The following is a 17,106-nucleotide window of genomic DNA, read 5'->3' as shown; positions in this document are numbered from 1 at the left end:
GAGAATCAAATGGATGGTTTGCAAAGACGAGAATGTATTTTAGAAAGACTCCGTACAAGCAGTGTTCCTGTAAGGGGAGCCCTACTAGCAGAAGAGTTTGCTGTAAGTCGTCAGGTTATTGTCAATGATATTGCATTGCTGCGGGCGCAAGGCAGCAATATTTATGCTACGCCGCAAGGATACTTAATGCCGACGGAAACCCTGCAAAACCGCAAAGTGACAATCGCTTGCCGTCATGGCGCTGCTGAGCTAGAACAGGAACTTGTAGCGATGGTCGAGGAAGGCGCACAAGTCTTGGATGTTATTGTAGAGCATCCTGTATACGGAGAGATCAAGGCCAATCTTATGGTAAATAATCTTTATGACGTTCGTAAACTGACGGAAAAACTAGCCCAAACAAAAGCCGAGCCCTTGGCCAGCGTAACTGGCGGAGTTCATTTACATACGCTGATCGTTAGTTCTGATGAGCAGTTAGAGAGAATAAAAAACAAGCTGCGCGAGAGCAGCTTGCTTGTCGAATAGCATTTAAGAATCGAATTTAGGAAATCGTTACGCCGGTGATTTTGCCTGAGATCGTTTCGTTCCCGGCAAAAAGTTGGCAAAGAGAAAGCCAGCAAGGGGCAGTATTGATAAAACTGTAAATACACTAGGAACGCCGAAGTGGTCAGCCACGTAACCCATAATGGTCGTACCGAAACCGCCGAGGCCGATACTGAAGCCAATCGTCAGTCCTGCGGCCATTCCAGCTCGGCCTGGCATCATTTCCTGAGCCAAAACGATCGTCGTAGCAAACGAAGAAATCAGGACGGCGCCAGCGACGCCTACGAGCAGAATGGTTATAATTCCTGAAGTATAAGGAATCGCTGCAATGAGCGGCAGTGAGGCAATCATCGAGAAGAGAATGATCTTTTTGCGACCATATTTGTCGCTCATCAGACCGCCGAAGTACGTACCGGCTACGCCTGCCATGAGAAAAATAGAGACAAGATAACTGGCGTAGATGGGATCACCAGCTAAGTAATTTACATAGTAGAGAGGAATATAGGTGGTGAGACCGGTATGAATGCTAGAACGGATAAAAATGAATATGAGAAGAATCGTAAGCAGCCCATAGTTTAAGGGCTGTTTTTCAATTTTATCGGTTTTGCTTCCGGCAGTAACTTTAGGAAGCGCTGCTGACAGTCGCGGCATCATATAGAGAAAGAAAGGAAACAGTAATCCTGCTGGTAATAGGAAATAGGCTGTATTTTGTAAGGAGCCTTGCGTTGCCAGTAGAAATGTCATAAACAGTGAACCTAAGGCCATGCCGAAGTTACCGCCAACCGAGAAAATTCCTTGGTTACGGCCTTTCGTTGCGGGTGAACTGATAAAATGAACCGTTTTAGAGGCCTGAGGATGAAAACTAGCGACGCCAAGTCCGGTAATTGTGACGACAAGAAGCAAGATAGTATAAGAGGGGGTATAACCGGTAAGTGACATGCCAATCCCTGAAAGTAATACGCCACAGGGGATTAGCCACGGCATTGAAATTTTATCGGTAAGGTAGCCGAAGATTGGCTGAATGACGGAGGAGGTTATATTTTGCGTCAATACGATGTAACCTACTTGGGCATAAGTCAGCGAGAATGCATCTTTTAAAAATGGCAGGAGAACAGGGAGTGCTCCTTGGCTAAGATCGGTTGTTAGATGGCCTAAAGCAAGGAGCAGCAAGGGAAGCTGTAAGGAAAATTTTTTTGTAGTCATAAGAAGACCTCCGCTTGATACAGAATTACCTTTATCATACAACAAGTTGGGAAGGATTGTCATCCAATCCTTTTTGCTGTATAATGTAAATGCTTGTGTAATGAATGGTGTAAAGACACTTAAGAAGAGGTGGAAAATATGACAATTCTAGAACGGTTAGAAGCGATTCCAGTTCACTCGTTTCATTATCGCTTGCTTGTTGTTATTGGACTGGGGTGGATGTTTGACGCCGCTGACACTGGACTCGTATCTTTTGTACTACCCGCTTTGGCCAAAGAATGGGGGCTAACAGCGCAAGAGATTGGTTATATTGGCAGCGTGGGGCTTATTGGCATGGCTCTTGGGGCTGTAATTGCGGGAAGTATTGCGGAACGTTTGGGGCGGCGACGTACCTTTGCTGCTACTTTGCTTTTATACGGTATTGCTACAGGGCTTTGCGGTTTTGCTTGGAATTTTACTTCTCTATTAATTTTTCGTTTCTTTGTCGGCTTTGGCTTAGGCGGACAGTTGCCTGTCGCTGTTACATTAATGAGCGAATATTCGCCAGCGAAAGAGCGGGGGCGGTTTATTGTTTTGCTAGAAAGTTTTTGGGGGGCAGGCTGGCTGGTAGCGGCGCTGATTGCTTATATTTTAATTCCTAAATTTGGTTGGCAGGCGGCTTTTTTTGTCGGGGCTTTGCCAGCTCTCTATATTTTCTGTATTTGGCGCTCTGTACCGGAATCGGTTCGATTTTTACTGCAGCAAGGAAACTATGAAGCGGCTCACGCGATTGTCAGTAAGCTGGAACGACAAGCAGGAATTACGCCGCCGATTCTTTCGCAAGCGGAACTAATTAGTCAAAATCAGGTTGCCAGAGATTTTTCCGGCGGCGGTCTGCGCTTTGCGGCCTTGTGGGACAGTCGGCTACGTCGTCGTACCTTACTGTTATGGCTGTTATGGTTTGGCATTGTTTACTCTTATTATGGAATTTTCACCTGGCTGCCTTCTCTCTTAGCTGCACAGGGGCTTGCCATTGTGAAGACCTTTGAGTATGTTCTCTTGATGACATTAGCGCAGCTTCCTGGTTATTTTGCGGCAGCCTTGTTAGTCGATCGGTGGGGACGGAAAAATACACTGGCCGCGTTTTTACTTATGAGCGGAATTGCAGCCTATGGCTTTGGTCATAGCACGGAGGTTTTTTGGGTGGTCGCTTGGGGTTGCACCATGTCGTTCTTCAATTTAGGCGCTTGGGGCGTTGTCTATACGTATACGCCAGAACTCTATCCTACGAGTGTCAGGGCCCTTGGTGTTGGCTGGGCTGCAGGCATTGGGCGGATTGGCGGTATGGTTGCTCCAGCTATTGTGGGATCAATGTTACCGCTGTTTGGCATCGGATCTATCTTTACCATGTTTATGGCTGTGCTTGCTGTGACAGGTCTGATTGTACTAGCTTTAGGTAAGGAAACCAAGCAGGAACAGCTTAGTGAACAACTTGCCGATACGAAAGCATAAGCCTTTTATTTGCCTCGTTTCTTCCTGTCATGTATAATAAAGCCGTGTATAATGTTTTGTTTTAGGGAGGGAAAAACGTGGTTTCTATCGGTTTTTTAATTGGCTTGCTTTGCGCTTATTGGATTTGGTCTGACTCGCGTTCGCGCGGCAGTGATTTTGGGAATTCCCTAGTATGGACATTAGGAACTTTTTTTGCATGGTATTTATTTGTCCCCATGTATTTTCTCTTTGGCCGTAAAAAGAAAAAAGCTCCGGTCAAGGCAGCTGATGATGTGATTGATGTGGATGCGACTGTAGTGGAAGAAGACTTTCATTGCAATATGTGCGGCAAAGACGTGAAAACGAGTGGGAATAAATGCCCGAATTGTGGACATACTTTAAGGCCTACTTGCGAACATTGCGGTAGGGAAATCGATCGTTACTGGAAAAACTGCCCTTACTGCCACAAACCAATTCAGCCTATGTAATTAGAGTAAGGTAGGTTTCAGCTTCAAACTGAAGGTGAACAGGCTGGTTGTGCTGGTTGATATGGGAAGTTTGACAGCTTTTTAAATCTCTGTTATAATATTATTCGTGCCACAAAGTGCGCCCGTAGCTCAGGGGATAGAGCACCGGCCTCCGGAGCCGGGTGCGCAGGTTCGATTCCTGCCGGGCGCACCAACTAAAAAGTCAAGAACCATGCGGTTTCGCATGGTTCTTTTATTTTGCCTATTTTGAAATAACTGGGAAAGGGGGGCAATTAGGGGGGCAATACATAAAAAAAGCTTTGCTTTTGGGTGGAGAGATTGGATTTTGTGGAAGTAAGAGACGAGAAATTACTGAGATGATTTATCTGAAATAGTAGATCGTAGTGGCGACTTTTCGAATTAAAATTAAGCGTAGTGCCCAAAATGATGTGAACCTAATTATGTTTAATAATGGTACAGATTATTAATAAACATAGGAAGGGAAAAGACAGTAAACTAATGAACCTTAATAAAGGTATACAGTTTTACTCGGAGGGGCTTATGAATGAAGAATTAGCAAGAGACCGAGCAATTAGGCTATTTACTTTTCTGCAGCAATTGTCTGAATTACGTACAAGGACAGTGCGTACATTGGATAGCTATGATCAAGTGATGTGGCTTTCAGAGATTCCCAAGGTCAAAGGGTGCTTCTTTTATGCTTGGACAAGTGAAATAGAATCAAATAAAGAGGCGTGGATTGAAATCGATAAACCTAATATGCAGCCTATTCCACCTGTTCCTCGCCAAGTTCAGCCATGGGTTATCAATAAACAGCTTTTGGATTCTTCACTGGATTGTCCAGCTTTAGCAACAACTAGAATTGTTGAAGTGGAGAAAGAAGAGCAAGCGACAAAGGAAGAAGATCCCGATAAGGAATCAGTAGTGCTTTTATTAGAGGAAAATCCCGAGGTTCAGAAGGAATGGGAGATATATCTAAAAGATCAATGGTTACCGTGGGCAAGAGAGGACAGAGTCCTAAGGCAAGTTCAGAAGGTCTATAGTGAACTCTATGCTATGTATCAGTATCAACAAAGAATGGGTGAAAGCTACGAGGTAGTCTTATGTTTGGGATATTTGACGTGGAAAACTCATAACGGACAAATTATCCGTCGTCATATCTTGACATCACAGTCTATGATCAGTTTTGATCCGGAGAGAGGGCGAATTTCAATTGGTGCAAGCGCTGAAGGTGCTAAGACGGCACTAGAACAAGATATGCTTGAACCAGATGAAAGGCCTGATTCAAACGAAATTCAAGTTATTGAAAAGCTTATTGATGATCTTAATGATGATATTACTAATAAGTCGGCAATTGATAATATATTAAGATCATGGATTAATACCATTCCCAATAGTTTAGGGTATAGCGATGATATTTTAGTCAGTAAAAATATAGAAGATACTGCTAAAGTAACTTTTTCGCCAGCAATAATTTTGCGGCGCAGAACGGAACGCAGCTTAGTAAGAGCTTTTAAAGAAATCACTGAACAGATTAAATCAACCAATAATATTCCAAACGGGATACATAATCTCATTGACGATCCAGATAAAGAGCAAGTGAAAAGCAACGAAGACGAATATGATACATTAAAACAGGACATGAGCATAGGCAAGAAGATAGATAATGAAGTTTATTTTCCCTTGCCTGCTAACGATGAGCAAATAGAAATTGCAAAGCAACTGAAGTATCGACATGGTGTACTAGTTCAAGGACCGCCAGGAACGGGTAAGTCTCATACTATTGCGAATTTGATATGCCACTTACTCGCGAGCGGGCAAAGAGTACTTATTACTAGTCAGACATCCCGAGCGCTAAAAGTTTTGCGCGATAAAATTCCAGGGGAGATTGCTCCACTTTGTGTTGTTGCTTTAAGTGATGATATAAAATCATCTAAGGCTTTAGAAGCATCAGTAAATGGAATAACTGAAAAACATAATAACTGGAATCCCTCGTTAAATCAAAAAAGGATTGAACGTTTGTATCAGGAACTTGACGCTTGCCGCCTTGATGAGACTAAAGCATTAGCTGAACTCCGCACGATTAGGGAATCTGAGACTCTAAAACATATATCAAAATTCGGTTGTTATAATGGCAGCCTAAAGGAAATAGCGCAACAAATTAGAGCGACAGATAACTTATATTCCTGGCTAGCGGATTTAGTAGAGACTGATAGCGAACCACCCCTCAGTGATACAGAAATGAGCGAGCTTCTTGGACTTGTTAGAAGTATTACTACTGAACAGGCGACTGAGGCAGACCAATATATACCTGAGATATCGATGCTGCCGTCCGAACAGGAAGTTAATGTGCTATTTGATAATGAGGAGCTGGCCAAGAAGCGATTTTTGAGCTTTCATGATGTAACACATTCAGTTGAGTACGAACAAATTTCTAAAGCTGATAATGATAAGAGGGCTCAGCTTCAAAAAGTAGTGTTGGCACTGAGTTGTAAAATTGCAGCTTTGTCGGAAGAGATATATCCATGGGCTAAAGAGGTGGTCCAACAGGTTTTAGCCAGCTGCGCTTTGCCGTCTCAAGAATTGCAGCGTATAAGCGCAATTCACTTAAAAGGGATAGATGAGGTTATCTGTCAAGTCGGTTCTCTTACCATAAGTGGTATTGATGGCCACGACAAAAATATCGTGAAAGCACATTCAATGGCGTTATTAAAGCATATTGAAAATGGCGGAAAGTTAGGATTTTGGAAATTTCGACCTCAGGTAGTTTCGGATGCTATGTATATAATTGAAGGTATTCGTGTTGACGGACAGCCTTGTTCTACGCCAAGTGCTCTAAAGAAGCTTATTGATTGGTTGATAATGGATGATCATTTTGCTGCCCTTGAACAGGCTTGGGAAGGTAAATGCGATAATAGTATTAGAAGTGGAATTCTTTCAGTACGAAAGGCTGATTTCGAAAGTAAACTATCTTCACTTGAAAGATATTTGAGCCTAGAGAAAGAATTATTAGCCTCAAGAGAAGCTGTGCTATCTATTCCTGGATTGGCTCAACCAGTGTGGCATAGTCGTAGTCAGGTTGAAAGGTTAGCCAATATATTGGAAGCAGCTGATGCTTATGATGAGCTATATGAAAAAGGCAAAAAGATAGAGGAAATACTGCAAGCTTTCCAAAAACAAATTGATAATAATGCCGATATTCACCCAATGTTTGCTAAGTTGCGTGATACCGTGAAAGAACGTGATAGTGAGGCATATGGCTTGCTTTTTTACCAATATCAAGAGGTATCATCATTAAAAAATAGTGTAAGTCGTTATCGTCAGCTACTTTCACGTTTACAGGAAAAAGCTTCTCATTTTGCTGAGGCGTTACAGAATGAACCTTTCAATAGCGAATGGGATACCAAATTGATAAATTTTACGAATGCCTGGAACTGGGCCAGAGCGGATAGGTGGTTAAAACGAGTTTCAGATCCTACGCAGCACGAACAGCTAGAACTTCAAGTTAGCCAGTTGCGGAAAAAATATCAGAATATTATTGCCGAGCTTGCGGCAGCTAAGGCTTGGCACAGTTGCCTAAACAAGTTGACTGATTACGAAAACGGTCACCTAAGGGCGTGGCAGCTCGCCATGAGTCGGTTAGGAAAGGGCAAAAGCGTGCGAGCTAATGAATATAGACGTGAAGCCAGAAAGCACATGGAAGAATGTCGTTCGGCTATTCCGGCCTGGATTATGCCGATTTACCGTGTAGCAGAAACTATTGCAATGAAGCCTAATATTTTTGACGTTGTAATAGTCGACGAAGCCAGTCAATCTGGATCAGAAGCTATTTTCTTGCAGTATATTGCAAGAAAAATCGTTGTGGTGGGCGACAACAAGCAGATTAGTCCGCAATTTGTTGGATTGAATAAAGAAGATGTTGCTCTATTGCGCCAAAGACTCATTACAGATATCCCTTTTAGTGATGCTTTAGGCATAGAACATAGCTTCTTTGATCAGGCTTTTATACGCTATAAAGGACAAATTTGTCTTAGGGAACATTTCCGTTGTATGCCTGAAATCATTCAATTTTCGAATAATTTAAGCTATAGTTCTACACCGTTAATTCCCTTAAAGCAATTCGGAGGAAATAGGCTTTCCCCAACAGTTGGTACGCGTTATGTTTCGGAAGGCTATCAGAAGGGGCGATCGCCTAAAATCACTAATCCTCCTGAAGCTCAGGCAATAGCAGAATTTTTGGTTGAGTGTTGTTCTAAGCAAGAGTATGCTGGCAAAACTTTTGGGGTAATTAGCTTACTTGGAGAGGAACAAGCAAAACTCATTTATTCTTTGTTAATTCAGTCAATCGGCCCCGCAGAAATGGAAAAAAGGCAGCTCGTTTGTGGTGACGCTTATACTTTTCAAGGTGATGAACGGGATATAATTATACTAAGTATGGTTTCTGCACCAGGGGAAGATCATCGAATAGGAACTCTAACTAAATCCGATGATGAAAAAAGGTTTAATGTTGCAGCAAGTCGGGCTAAAGAACAGATGATACTATTTCACTCAGCTACTCTTGATGATCTTAGTCCGCAATGCCTACGAAGCAGGCTACTGAAGTATTGTCTGAATCCTAAAATTGATCCAGTTGGTGTTGAAGGTTATGATATCAATAGTCTTAGAAGGTTGGCAGATTCAGTAAAGCGCAGTCAGGTAAGCCCACCATCTCCTTTTGACAGTTGGTTTGAATTAGATGTCTTTTTGGAGATAGTATCAAGGAGCTATCGCGTTATTCCTCAACATGAAGTTGCAGGCTACCGTATTGATTTGATAGTCGAGGGAATGAGAGGAAGATTAGCAGTTGAGTGTGACGGTGACTATTGGCATGGCCCTGAGCAATATGAACAAGATATGGCCAGACAGCGCCAGCTTGAACGAAGTGGATATGTTTTCTGGCGTATTCGAGAAAGTACTTATTATCGTAATCCTAAAGCAGCTATGAAATCACTATGGGATACTTTAGATAGTCTAGATATTTATCCGGTTGGACAATGTAATACCGATAATATCGAAAAAGGTGGTAATAATTGCTTCGAAATCATGGATAAGGAAGAATATAGTTTGTGCGATGATTTGTACGCTAATGTAGAGACTGAAGCTTGCGCGACAATTAAATCGTGTTCGGCGGATATTCATATATCAACAACTTCAAATCAATATATTGAAATAGGTAAATTTGATGATAATCTAGTGAAAGAAGAAGAACCAGAGGTCATGGGGACAGTTGACCAGTCAACAGTTAAAGTCACAAATATACTTTGCGAAGAGTCGGAAGAATTAATATGCGAGCCAATTACTCATGATAAATATTTATTACAGGACAATGCTTCAGGGGCATCTACCTTTGGAATACCCTACAGAAATTGGATTTCTCATAGCGTTCCTGACCCTAAAACGGCACAGATTGATGAAATAATAAACATACTAGTTGAAATTATTCAAGCGGAAGGACCGATAATCGGTCATAGATTATATAAAATATATTTAAATGCGTGTGGTATACATCGGACTGGTAGACAACTTCGTTCCTTACTCAATAAAATTGTTAGTAAAGCCGTGAGGGAAAAACGCATATTAGAATCTAACGAATATAATTTGCAGGATCAAATTCATAAAATTTTACGCGTTCCTAGCTGCCCAGCTGTTATAGTTCGTACCAGAGGTGATCGAACTTTGGAAGAAATTCCTCCAGCTGAAATTTCTGAGCTAATCAGATTGGTGATAGCTAATCAATCCGAGCTAAAACATGATAAGGAGAAGCTATTTAGAACGGTATTAAATAACTATAATCTTGTCCGTATGACAACGAATGCTAAGGAAATTTTAGAAAAGGCGTTAACTATTAGTGAGTGATAAAGGCTAAAAAAACATAGCATTTATTAACCTATAATAATTAACTTGGCTGGAGTAGACAGAGCGCAATAAGAAATAACTATTAGCACACAAAAAAAGAGCGAGTCATTAAACCCGACTCTCTCTTTTTTTGTGGCAGCTTACTTTGTGTAGAAATATGGTTGATAATGCCTTGATTCGGGATTTTTCAGATACCATCAAGATTAATGTGCAAATTGGTTTGTAGATAAGTGAAACTGAAATCAGTTTGCTATAAAATCTGACGAGAATGCCAAGTTACTCGTAATGGAGAGCGATCTACCAGTCGTTTATAATTGTATTTGGGATAGCCAACCATAATTGCACCAGTGACTATAAAATCTTCAGGAAGGTTCAATAATTTAAGCAGAGCTGGATAGCCAGATCTGGCACATGCCTCAAAGAGACCTGCCCAACAAGTTCCCAATGAAAGACTTGTTGCAAATAACTCAGCGTATGAAAGAGAAAAATGAGTATTATCACATCCACGCATAAAACTTTTTTTGCCATTGCTATGATAAAGCAAGGAGCATTTCGTAAGATAACATCTTCTCCGGTTTTACGGTGGTGTTCTACTAAGTCGGTAAAATAAACTGCAGATGGTTCATTATGAATGATAGCTTCGTTCATCCAGGCTAGTGTGGCTTTGGTAATATGCTGTAGAGTGTCTTTATTATCTACAACTAAATATTCAACATTTTGAGTATTATTTCCAGTTGGAGCTAGTCTGGCAATGTCTAGTAGCTTTAGAATTTTATTTTTAGGGACAGGTTCCTCTTTATATACTCAGATAGAACGTCTGGCGCGAAGAAATTTTTCTGCTATTTCAGCGTTCAAAACAGGAGTCTTATCTAATGGCGACTGACGATTGAGTGGCGCATATGTATGATCTAATGCCGCTTGTGGGCAGATTGCGACACAATGACCGCAGGCAATGCAGGTCATTCCGCTGGCAGAGGGAATTCCTTCGCTAGTCATTTCGATAATTTTTGGGGCAAACATTGGCACAAGCCCCGCAGTTAATACATTTTTCCCGATCTACAGTAAGTAAACTCATAATAAAACTCCATTTCTATTTTTTTCGAATTAGTAGCTTTACAATAGTAATTTACTATTTTATGAGTCATCACGTTCTTTGGTAAACTGGAAAACTTCTTTTGACCAAGCCCGTGACCACGCGCCAAATGGGCGCAACAATTCCATGAGCTCTTTTCCTCTTGGGGTCAATTGGTATCCATCAGTGTTGCGTTCTATAATATCGACTTCTCTAAGTTCCTTAATACGGTTGTTTAGTATTGTAGGAGAAATCGATTCGCACCGTTCCTGAAGTTCTCTGAATGTAGAAGATCCATCCTGTAGATTCCAGATGATCCCCATTGCCCAATTTCTACCTAAAAGATCGAAAAGAGCCATGATAGGCACCCCTGATTTAGAACCTCTAACTGGTTTACCAGGATGTGGAACTGACATGTTAATGCCTCCTTCTATGAATGTCTCTTAAAATAAGTTGTCAATATTGTGAAAAGCCCCTCTCTCTTGTCGAATGCGTGAGGGGCTTGGGCATTTTACATATTATTTTTTGATGCTTTTTCAAGCAAGGTTTGTCCGCCGATACCGATACTATCTGGCTCATACTCTTCAATAAAGACAGTGAAAGCGCTTGCAGGGGAATTGGTAACTTCAACTGCTGCAGCAGTTAATTTTTCAATCAACGCTTTTTTCTTTTCTGGTTGAGTTTTTTTCATTTTCATCGTAATTACTGGCATAATAGCACCTCTTTTTAAAATGTATATTTTAGCATTTCTGCTACTGATATTGTAGTATGCTACTTTTAATGTAGCAATACTTATTTTGATATTTATTAGAAGTAGAATGGGTTAAACTTTTAATAAAGCGATTAGTTAGTTGGAAAATGCATCATTTTAAATAAACATGTGAAGCAAAAAACGGCACACTATAAATAAATTAGTAAAATAAAATTAATGCTAAAATAGTTGGTTTTTCGTCCTCTGTCCTCTGTATTTTTAAAAACAACTAGGTATATCAAGGCTTAGATATAGATTTTATTTTAGAGGACAGACAGGACAAAGCGGACGAGGCCGTATTTTCTAAAATCGCAAAGTGCAGCACTTTTTTATATCACTGATTATTTTTTGCAGCAGAATATAGGGCTTAGCCAAGTCGCTAAGCCCTATATTTATGCCTGTTTCTCTTTTTCTGTATAATCGATAAATTTACTGTATTTCTATTGTACTTTTTATAAAAGTTGATAAAGTTTATATCAGACGAAGGTCCGATGCGAGAGAGGAAGGTTTACGGATTTAGACTATAGGTTGTGATATAATTTTCAATGTGGGAGGAATGAATATGTTTATTAGACCGATAAGGGATCAGGATATACAAGAAATTGCTAAAATATATACAGATAATTGGAAGACTACATATCAAGGAATTTTACCAGAGGCTTTTTTGGAAAGCCTGACTTATGAGCATTCAGAAGAAAAGTGGTCTTCGTATATTCATGCAGAGCACCAAGGCGTTTTTGTGGCAATAGAAGAAAATAATAAGATTATTGGTTTTTCAGCATATAAGCCATATGACGATATAAATAAATGTTTACTACTTGATTCATTACATATTTTACAAACAGTACAAGGTCATGGAATCGGGAAAAAAATGATTTTTGCAACGGGTGAATATGCCTATAATAGCGGATATGAAAAAATGTCTATTTGCATTGTAAAAGGAAATGACCGGGCTGAAGGGATATATACTCATTTAGGAGCAAAGCATTACAAAGATTTTATAGACGATTTTGAAGGAACACCGTCTAATTCAGCAGTATTACTATGGAATGACTTAAAAATATTTGACTGTAAATAAAATACTACTGAATCCCTCGCTCAGCGAATACTAGTTTGGCAACCTTCAGGGCGTTTAATACACGCGGCAGGCCTGCTGGCAAAGAGGTATGAACAATCGTTTCTACTATCTCTGCTGGCGTAATTCCAGCATCTAGCCCTGCTCTGATATGAGCCCCGAGCCAATCTTCAGTACCAAGTGTTGTCAAAGCCGTAATTAATATCATTTCTCTTTGTTTTAAGCTGAGAACTCCTCTTTGAAAAATATCCCCAAAGGCAAATTCTACAATGTGTCTACCAAAATCGGGCGCAATAGCCTCAATTTCTTTAAGTGATGCATTGGCCTGATCTTCACCAAAAATACTTTTAAACTTTTTCAAACCCTGCTCATAACGTGGATTCATTTCCAGCACCTCTTTTGTATAATTTTATTTACACTATACAAAAAAGTGCTGTTACTTGCATTAACATAGGTTAACGATTCTTAATTCTACTAAGTGAAACTGGTGAAATTCCTACATAGGATGCAATATATGTTTGTTTAATCCGTTTATCAAGGCAGGGAAAGTCCCGTAAAAAATCATAATAGCGCGCCTCAGCATCATCTAGCATGAGTTGCCGAATCCGGCGTTCTTCAATGGAATGCACTCGCTCAATTTCTTTGCTAAACACCGTTTGCCAGCAAGCATGTGTTAGTCGCTGCTTTTCGGGCTGTTCAATACATAAGACATTTGCATCCTCTAAAGCCTCAAAATAGTAATCCGATTCTTTTTGAACAAATTCATTATCAATCAACGAGCGACTATTTGCCGTCATAAAATCATTTTCCATAAAAAAATGTTTCGTGTACTCAGCGCCGTTTTGATCAATATGATAGCAACGAAAGACTCCAGAAAGAACAAAACCAAGCCAAGGCGTTTTTTCCCCCGCCCGAATAAAATATTGGTTCTTTTTTAGCGCAACTGGCTGGGCAATGGCCCAAAATTTTAATAGCTCATCTTCAGGAACAGCAGCATATTTGACTAAAGCCTTAGCGAGTTGATCCTTGTACATTTCATTCACAATATGCATCCCCGATCGGTAAAATTGATTGCAGTATATTTGCTTAATTTTTGCATTTTGTTACATTTTACTAGACTCTATTGACAGTTGTTTGGGTTTGGTGTAAAGTTGTTAATAACATTATAACATTTTATTACTAGATACATAGGGGTATCAATGAACCCGGCTACGGTTCATTGATACCCCTATGTGTTTTATGGATAGACTCCTAAATGAATGGTACCGTATTGGTCAATTGCTTAATTTAAGTTTGGCGTAGCTTCATGATTAAGAGAACACGTTTTCGTTCGTTTATTAGAACTGATGAAAACGTGTTCAAAATGAGGAGGAATATGATGATTATTGACATGGAATCCTTTGAGGATAAGTATCATAGTGCGAAAATGTATCATTATCGGGCAAACCAGTTTTTAGAGAAAAAAAGCTCAGCCAGTGTGGTCTTCAATATTGCCTCGATGGCGCTCGAAAACTATCTGATTGCTTTATGCGAACTATACGGTGTCGCTCCAGGTAATCACAATTTTGAGTGCCTTATGGATGCGGTCGAGACAGTGGTGACAATATCGCCAGAAATGGAAGAAGAAATACGATCACTAGATTTGCTTTATGGAATTTGTTCATTGGAAAATTTTCATATCGGGATTCCAGAAGAACAGGATGCCAATCGGGTGCTGATGATGTGTCGTTACGTGGAAACGGTGTTTGATTCTGAGCGCGTTGATCTAGTGCGTAGTGGGGTATTGTCAAAAGCATAATAATTTTATCATAGCTGAGAAGTGATTAGTCTTTTGGTCTACAGTCTGAAAGCTGCACCAACGCAAGTCGGTGCAGCTTTTATTGGTTGAGTTTCATTTCTGCGGAGAGTAAGTGCGGTTTAAATACGATAAGCCTAACAAGTATGATTATTGTTCTTTTCAATAATATGTTCAAATGCTTTTTCAAAAATATCTCTGACGTGATTATCATCTAGCATATAAAATACGTTTTTCCCTTCACGGTGAGAGCGAACTAATTTTGCTTCGCGGAGAAGTCTGAGTTGATGAGAAATTGCTGATTTTGTCATGTTGAGTAATGCTGCTAAATCGCAAACACACATTTCATTTTGATCTAATGCCCAAAGGATATGGCTTCTTGTTTTGTCACCCATAATTTTAAATAAGGTAGATACTTCGTTTAATATTGGCTCATTAGGCATTTTGGCGCGGACCCGATCAACCACTTCAACATGGATAATTTCACAGTCGGTATCTTTGTGTTCCATATAACATCACCTTCTTTTAGGCATTATTTTATTTGTATTATAGTTGTCTAAAAAAGTTTTGTCAAAATACAAGAAATACTTGACGGTTGAGTATTTGTTCAACTATACTAAGAATAACAGTTGAATGTTTATTCAACTGTTATAAAAAATAAAAGGTTGAACGAACATTCAACTGAATAGGGGGATTTAATCATGAAAAAAACATTTAAACTAATCGGTCTTGATTGTGCCAATTGCGCTGCCAAAATTGAAAATGCTATTAGTAATTTATCAGATGTAACATCTGTTTCAGTAAACTTTATGACAATGAAAATGAATATAGAATCTGAACGGGAAAATATGGACTATGTAGTTGAAGCAGCAAAAAGAGTTATTCATAATATTGAACCAGATGTTAAAGTCGAAAAGGCTTAGTGAGGTGAAGGCGATGAACAACAAAAAGCGGCTTGTTAGAGTGCTTGGCGGTGCCGTGGTCTATGCTGTTTCTTTCTTTGGTGAGTGGGACAATATAGCACTTAATCTTGCTATCTTTCTGCTGGCATATCTCATTATTGGCGGCGATGTAGTTTTAAAGGCCTTAAAAAATATAAAGCGCGGGGATATTTTTGATGAAAACTTTTTAATGTTTATTGCCACTGTAGGCGCTTTTGCCATCGGCGATTTTGAGGAAGCTGTAGGAGTTATGCTGTTTTATCAGGTGGGCGAGTTGTTCCAGAGCTATGCAGTCAATCAATCAAGAAAGTCGATAGCTGGCCTGATGGATATTCGTCCAGACTATGCAAACCTGCGTCGTGGCGAGGAAATTGTCAGAGTTGATCCTGATGAAGTGCTAGTTGGTGATGCCATCATAATCAAGCCAGGCGAGAAAATACCGCTGGATTCGATAGTAGTTGAAGGAAACTCAATGGTTGATACGTCTTCCCTAACCGGCGAATCGATTCCCAGAGAAGTTACTGTGGGCTCTGAGCTGCTGAGTGGCTGTATTAATGTTAATGGGGTGCTTACGGCACGGGTTACGAAAGAATTTGGTGATTCTACCGTTAACAAGATTCTCGATTTGGTGGAAAATGCTAGCAGTAAGAAATCAAATTCAGAGAATTTTATTACAAAATTTGCAAGGTATTATACGCCTAGCGTAGTTGTTTTAGCAATTTTGTTGGCTCTTATTCCTCCGTTGCTTTACAGTGATGAGGCGTTTACAAAATGGTTTGTCCGAGCGCTTACTTTTCTAGTTATTTCTTGCCCCTGCGCTTTAGTCATTTCTATTCCACTTAGTTTCTTTGGGGGGATTGGCGGAGCATCTAAGCTAGGTATTCTGGTAAAAGGAAGCAATTATCTAGAAGCTTTGGCGCAGACAGAGATTGTTGTTTTTGATAAAACAGGAACCTTAACAAAAGGTGTCTTTAATGTTCAGGAAGTTCAATCGAAAGTAATGAGTCGAGAAGAGCTGTTGGAAGTAACCGCCTATGCGGAAAATTACTCTAACCATCCGATCTCTCTTTCGCTGAAGCGAGCTTATGGTAAAGCAATTGATCATTCTGTAATCGCTGATGTTAAAGAGATTCCAGGCCAGGGAGTTCAAGCCCGCGTACGAGGCCAAGAAGTTTTAGCTGGTAATGATAAGCTGATGAAAAAAATGCAGATTAACTATTTCCAAGGAGAAATGATCGGCACAGTCGTTCACGTTGCCGTTGATGGGAAATATATGGGTTATATCGTAATTGCCGATGAAATTAAAAATGATGCAGCAGAAGCGATTCAAGCTTTAAAAGCTGCCAAGGTTAAGCAAACCGTGATGTTGACAGGCGACTCAAAATCAATTGGCGAGCATGTTGCGAAAAAACTAGGACTTGATAAGGTCTACACAGAGCTGTTACCAGTTGATAAGGTAACAAAATTAGAGGAAGTATTTGCACAGAAATCAGAAAAGGGAAAGTTGGTTTTTGTGGGGGATGGGGTAAATGATGCTCCGGTTCTAGCCAGAGCCGATATTGGTATTGCCATGGGGGGAGTGGGGTCTGATGCAGCGATTGAGGCTGCTGATGTAGTCATTATGACCGATGAACCTTCAAAAATTGCCACAGCCATAAAAGTATCAAAGAAAACTCTGTCTATCGTGAAGCAAAATATTGTTTTCGCCCTTAGTGTGAAAGGGATTGTTCTAGTACTGGGAGCCATAGGCTTAGCCAGTATGTGGACTGCCGTTTTTGCCGATGTGGGAGTTTCGGTTATTGCCATTCTTAATGCCATTCGGGTACTAAATATCAGGAGTTTATCACAAAATCATGCTATATAAAACATGAAAAGTTAA

17 protein-coding genes, 1 tRNA gene and 1 pseudogene are annotated in these 17,106 nt (G+C 40.2%); 9 read left to right on the top strand and 10 right to left on the bottom strand.

What is annotated here, in order from left to right:
* Nucleotides 1-9: 9 nt before the first annotated feature.
* Nucleotides 10-522: a 3H domain-containing protein gene (locus tag AC0NJP_RS11350; protein ID WP_474039968.1), complete on the top strand. Its 513-nt coding sequence runs from the start codon at nucleotides 10-12 to the stop codon at nucleotides 520-522.
* Nucleotides 523-549: 27 nt separating this feature from the next.
* On the opposite strand, the gene AC0NJP_RS11345 is transcribed toward AC0NJP_RS11350, so the two are convergent.
* A complete protein-coding gene (locus AC0NJP_RS11345; protein WP_474699838.1) occupies nucleotides 550-1,743 on the bottom strand; it encodes an MFS transporter in 1,194 nt (397 codons plus the stop codon).
* Nucleotides 1,744-1,881: 138 nt separating this feature from the next.
* On the opposite strand from AC0NJP_RS11345, the gene AC0NJP_RS11340 reads away from it, so the two are divergent.
* From AC0NJP_RS11340 to AC0NJP_RS11325, 4 genes are all read left to right on the top strand, one after another.
* On the top strand, nucleotides 1,882-3,234 hold the full coding sequence (locus tag AC0NJP_RS11340; protein WP_474699837.1) for an MFS transporter: 1,353 nt from the start codon (nucleotides 1,882-1,884) through the stop codon (nucleotides 3,232-3,234).
* A 77-nt stretch (nucleotides 3,235-3,311) separates the two neighbouring features.
* On the top strand, nucleotides 3,312-3,701 hold the full coding sequence (locus AC0NJP_RS11335) for a double zinc ribbon domain-containing protein (RefSeq protein ID WP_474699836.1): 390 nt from the start codon (nucleotides 3,312-3,314) through the stop codon (nucleotides 3,699-3,701).
* 118 nt (nucleotides 3,702-3,819) lie between these two features.
* Nucleotides 3,820-3,894, top strand: a tRNA-Arg gene (locus AC0NJP_RS11330).
* Nucleotides 3,895-4,241: 347 nt separating this feature from the next.
* Nucleotides 4,242-9,593 (top strand): AAA domain-containing protein, encoded by a 5,352-nt coding sequence (locus AC0NJP_RS11325; RefSeq protein WP_474699835.1) that lies wholly within the window; start codon nucleotides 4,242-4,244, stop codon nucleotides 9,591-9,593.
* A 250-nt stretch (nucleotides 9,594-9,843) separates the two neighbouring features.
* Here the strand turns inward: AC0NJP_RS11325 and AC0NJP_RS11320 are convergent, their stop codons facing one another.
* The 6 genes and pseudogenes from AC0NJP_RS11320 to dmpI all read right to left on the bottom strand — a co-directional run bounded on the left by AC0NJP_RS11320 (nucleotide 9,844) and on the right by dmpI (nucleotide 11,377).
* Complete coding sequence (locus tag AC0NJP_RS11320) at nucleotides 9,844-10,104, bottom strand: nitroreductase family protein (RefSeq protein ID WP_474699849.1); 261 nt, start codon at nucleotides 10,102-10,104, stop codon at nucleotides 9,844-9,846.
* A gap of 74 nt (nucleotides 10,105-10,178) precedes the next feature.
* A pseudogene (locus AC0NJP_RS11315) lies at nucleotides 10,179-10,346 on the bottom strand (nitroreductase family protein); the annotation flags it as partial.
* A 51-nt stretch (nucleotides 10,347-10,397) separates the two neighbouring features.
* Nucleotides 10,398-10,613: a hypothetical protein gene (locus tag AC0NJP_RS11310; protein ID WP_474039962.1), complete on the bottom strand. Its 216-nt coding sequence runs from the start codon at nucleotides 10,611-10,613 to the stop codon at nucleotides 10,398-10,400.
* Nucleotides 10,582-10,668 carry a 4Fe-4S binding protein gene (locus tag AC0NJP_RS11305; RefSeq protein WP_474699848.1) on the bottom strand — a complete coding sequence of 29 codons (87 nt, stop codon included), beginning with the start codon at nucleotides 10,666-10,668 and terminating at the stop codon, nucleotides 10,582-10,584. Before AC0NJP_RS11305 ends, AC0NJP_RS11310 begins: the two co-directional genes overlap by 32 nt.
* A gap of 59 nt (nucleotides 10,669-10,727) precedes the next feature.
* Nucleotides 10,728-11,081 (bottom strand): winged helix-turn-helix transcriptional regulator, encoded by a 354-nt coding sequence (locus AC0NJP_RS11300; RefSeq protein ID WP_474039961.1) that lies wholly within the window; start codon nucleotides 11,079-11,081, stop codon nucleotides 10,728-10,730.
* A 95-nt stretch (nucleotides 11,082-11,176) separates the two neighbouring features.
* Entirely contained in the window at nucleotides 11,177-11,377 is a 201-nt protein-coding gene (gene dmpI, locus AC0NJP_RS11295) for a 4-oxalocrotonate tautomerase DmpI (RefSeq protein ID WP_474039960.1), read from the bottom strand.
* Between the two features lie 601 nt (nucleotides 11,378-11,978).
* On the opposite strand from dmpI, the gene AC0NJP_RS11290 reads away from it, so the two are divergent.
* Nucleotides 11,979-12,494 carry an N-acetyltransferase family protein gene (locus AC0NJP_RS11290; RefSeq protein ID WP_474699834.1) on the top strand — a complete coding sequence of 172 codons (516 nt, stop codon included), beginning with the start codon at nucleotides 11,979-11,981 and terminating at the stop codon, nucleotides 12,492-12,494.
* 4 nt (nucleotides 12,495-12,498) lie between these two features.
* On the opposite strand, the gene AC0NJP_RS11285 is transcribed toward AC0NJP_RS11290, so the two are convergent.
* Together AC0NJP_RS11285 and AC0NJP_RS11280 are read right to left on the bottom strand one after the other, a co-directional pair.
* Nucleotides 12,499-12,876, bottom strand: coding sequence for a carboxymuconolactone decarboxylase family protein (locus AC0NJP_RS11285; RefSeq protein ID WP_474699833.1), 378 nt, complete (start codon nucleotides 12,874-12,876; stop codon nucleotides 12,499-12,501).
* Nucleotides 12,877-12,946: 70 nt separating this feature from the next.
* Nucleotides 12,947-13,534 (bottom strand): Crp/Fnr family transcriptional regulator, encoded by a 588-nt coding sequence (locus AC0NJP_RS11280; RefSeq protein WP_474699832.1) that lies wholly within the window; start codon nucleotides 13,532-13,534, stop codon nucleotides 12,947-12,949.
* A gap of 332 nt (nucleotides 13,535-13,866) precedes the next feature.
* On the opposite strand from AC0NJP_RS11280, the gene AC0NJP_RS11275 reads away from it, so the two are divergent.
* Nucleotides 13,867-14,289 carry a hypothetical protein gene (locus AC0NJP_RS11275; RefSeq protein WP_474699831.1) on the top strand — a complete coding sequence of 141 codons (423 nt, stop codon included), beginning with the start codon at nucleotides 13,867-13,869 and terminating at the stop codon, nucleotides 14,287-14,289.
* A 134-nt stretch (nucleotides 14,290-14,423) separates the two neighbouring features.
* Here AC0NJP_RS11275 and AC0NJP_RS11270 read toward each other — a convergent pair whose 3' ends face one another.
* Nucleotides 14,424-14,795 carry an ArsR/SmtB family transcription factor gene (locus AC0NJP_RS11270; RefSeq protein WP_474039955.1) on the bottom strand — a complete coding sequence of 124 codons (372 nt, stop codon included), beginning with the start codon at nucleotides 14,793-14,795 and terminating at the stop codon, nucleotides 14,424-14,426.
* 192 nt (nucleotides 14,796-14,987) lie between these two features.
* On the opposite strand from AC0NJP_RS11270, the gene AC0NJP_RS11265 reads away from it, so the two are divergent.
* Together AC0NJP_RS11265 and AC0NJP_RS11260 are read left to right on the top strand one after the other, a co-directional pair.
* The gene (locus tag AC0NJP_RS11265) at nucleotides 14,988-15,209 is read left to right on the top strand and encodes a cation transporter (protein WP_474039954.1); all 222 of its coding nucleotides are present in this window, start codon (nucleotides 14,988-14,990) and stop codon (nucleotides 15,207-15,209) included.
* Nucleotides 15,210-15,222: 13 nt separating this feature from the next.
* Complete coding sequence (locus tag AC0NJP_RS11260) at nucleotides 15,223-17,091, top strand: heavy metal translocating P-type ATPase (protein WP_474699830.1); 1,869 nt, start codon at nucleotides 15,223-15,225, stop codon at nucleotides 17,089-17,091.
* The last annotated feature ends 15 nt before the right edge of the window (nucleotides 17,092-17,106 follow it).

Source organism: Pelorhabdus sp. sgz311002, assembly GCF_056134285.1.
Note: the sequence above shows the minus strand (reverse complement) of the source record. Positions and strands in the feature narration are given on the sequence as shown.

Excerpts from the sequence above, each read along its gene's own strand:
- AC0NJP_RS11350 (WP_474039968.1), top strand. The coding sequence starts at position 10 with ATGGATGGTTTGCAAAGACGAGAATGTATTTTAGAAAGACTCCGTACA.
- AC0NJP_RS11345 (WP_474699838.1), bottom strand. The coding sequence starts at position 1,743 with ATGACTACAAAAAAATTTTCCTTACAGCTTCCCTTGCTGCTCCTTGCT.
- AC0NJP_RS11340 (WP_474699837.1), top strand. The coding sequence starts at position 1,882 with ATGACAATTCTAGAACGGTTAGAAGCGATTCCAGTTCACTCGTTTCAT.
- AC0NJP_RS11325 (WP_474699835.1), top strand. The coding sequence starts at position 4,242 with ATGAATGAAGAATTAGCAAGAGACCGAGCAATTAGGCTATTTACTTTT.
- AC0NJP_RS11320 (WP_474699849.1), bottom strand. The coding sequence starts at position 10,104 with ATGCGTGGATGTGATAATACTCATTTTTCTCTTTCATACGCTGAGTTA.
- AC0NJP_RS11310 (WP_474039962.1), bottom strand. The coding sequence starts at position 10,613 with ATGTTTGCCCCAAAAATTATCGAAATGACTAGCGAAGGAATTCCCTCT.
- AC0NJP_RS11305 (WP_474699848.1), bottom strand. The coding sequence starts at position 10,668 with ATGAGTTTACTTACTGTAGATCGGGAAAAATGTATTAACTGCGGGGCT.
- AC0NJP_RS11300 (WP_474039961.1), bottom strand. The coding sequence starts at position 11,081 with ATGTCAGTTCCACATCCTGGTAAACCAGTTAGAGGTTCTAAATCAGGG.
- dmpI (WP_474039960.1), bottom strand. The coding sequence starts at position 11,377 with ATGCCAGTAATTACGATGAAAATGAAAAAAACTCAACCAGAAAAGAAA.
- AC0NJP_RS11290 (WP_474699834.1), top strand. The coding sequence starts at position 11,979 with ATGTTTATTAGACCGATAAGGGATCAGGATATACAAGAAATTGCTAAA.
- AC0NJP_RS11285 (WP_474699833.1), bottom strand. The coding sequence starts at position 12,876 with ATGAATCCACGTTATGAGCAGGGTTTGAAAAAGTTTAAAAGTATTTTT.
- AC0NJP_RS11275 (WP_474699831.1), top strand. The coding sequence starts at position 13,867 with ATGATGATTATTGACATGGAATCCTTTGAGGATAAGTATCATAGTGCG.
- AC0NJP_RS11270 (WP_474039955.1), bottom strand. The coding sequence starts at position 14,795 with ATGGAACACAAAGATACCGACTGTGAAATTATCCATGTTGAAGTGGTT.
- AC0NJP_RS11265 (WP_474039954.1), top strand. The coding sequence starts at position 14,988 with ATGAAAAAAACATTTAAACTAATCGGTCTTGATTGTGCCAATTGCGCT.
- AC0NJP_RS11260 (WP_474699830.1), top strand. The coding sequence starts at position 15,223 with ATGAACAACAAAAAGCGGCTTGTTAGAGTGCTTGGCGGTGCCGTGGTC.